The organism is Oleiphilus sp. HI0123, assembly GCF_001635315.1.
The window spans coordinates 1-802 of record NZ_LWGE01000063.1 but is presented as its reverse complement, the minus strand read 5'-3'; the positions used below and the strand labels follow the sequence as shown (position 1 = coordinate 802).

Annotated in this window: 1 protein-coding gene; it reads left to right on the top strand. The window is 44.9% G+C overall.

Annotation, left to right across the window (positions count from 1 at the left end):
- Positions 1-200: 200 nt before the first annotated feature.
- A partial coding sequence (gene lgt, locus A3761_RS00670; protein ID WP_068749633.1) for a prolipoprotein diacylglyceryl transferase occupies positions 201-802 on the top strand: 602 nt, incomplete at its 3' end.

Sequence of the window (802 nt, the reverse complement as noted above, 5' to 3'; positions counted from 1 at the left end):
GGAGTTTGGGATTGATCTACCTACCTGCTTTACTCGGAATATCTATTTGCTCTGTATACTTCGCGAGGGTTGGAACGCAGTTGGCGCATCGCTTGTCGCCTCTGTTACTGAAAAGATTGTTTGCAGGTTTTCTGCTATTAATTGGTGTTCGCTTTCTAGTGACTTAGCTCTGTTTAATATTAAAAATTTAAGGAATTACAATGGCGTTGTCGTATCCCCAGATAGATCCGGTTGCTTTGGACTTAGGGCCAATTCAAATTCATTGGTATGGCTTAATGTATTTGATTGGTTTTGTGGCGGCTTACTTACTAGGGCAGAGACGAGCCCAACGACCTGGTGCTCCAATTGCCAAAGAGCAAGTCGGAGATATGATTTATTACTGCGCATTGGGGGTAATCCTGGGGGGGCGCCTGGGCTACGTATTCTTCTATAACTTCGACAAATTTCTCGATGACCCAGCTTGGTTGTTTAGAATCTGGGAAGGTGGAATGGCCTTTCATGGCGGCTTAATCGGTGTGATGTTAGCCATTGTTTTTTATGCACGAAAGATTGGCTGCACTTTTTTTCAACTATTGGACTTTATCGCGCCTCTTGTGCCAATAGGTTTGGGTTTGGGACGAATCGGAAATTTTATTGGTGCAGAATTATGGGGCAGGGCGACAGATGTTTCTTGGGGAATGGTATTTCCAAACGACCCGGAGCAATTGGTTAGGCACCCTTCTCAGCTTTATCAGGCAGGGCTTGAAGGGCTGATGTTCTTTTGTATTTTATGGTTTTATTCCGTTAAACCCAGGCCTGCGGC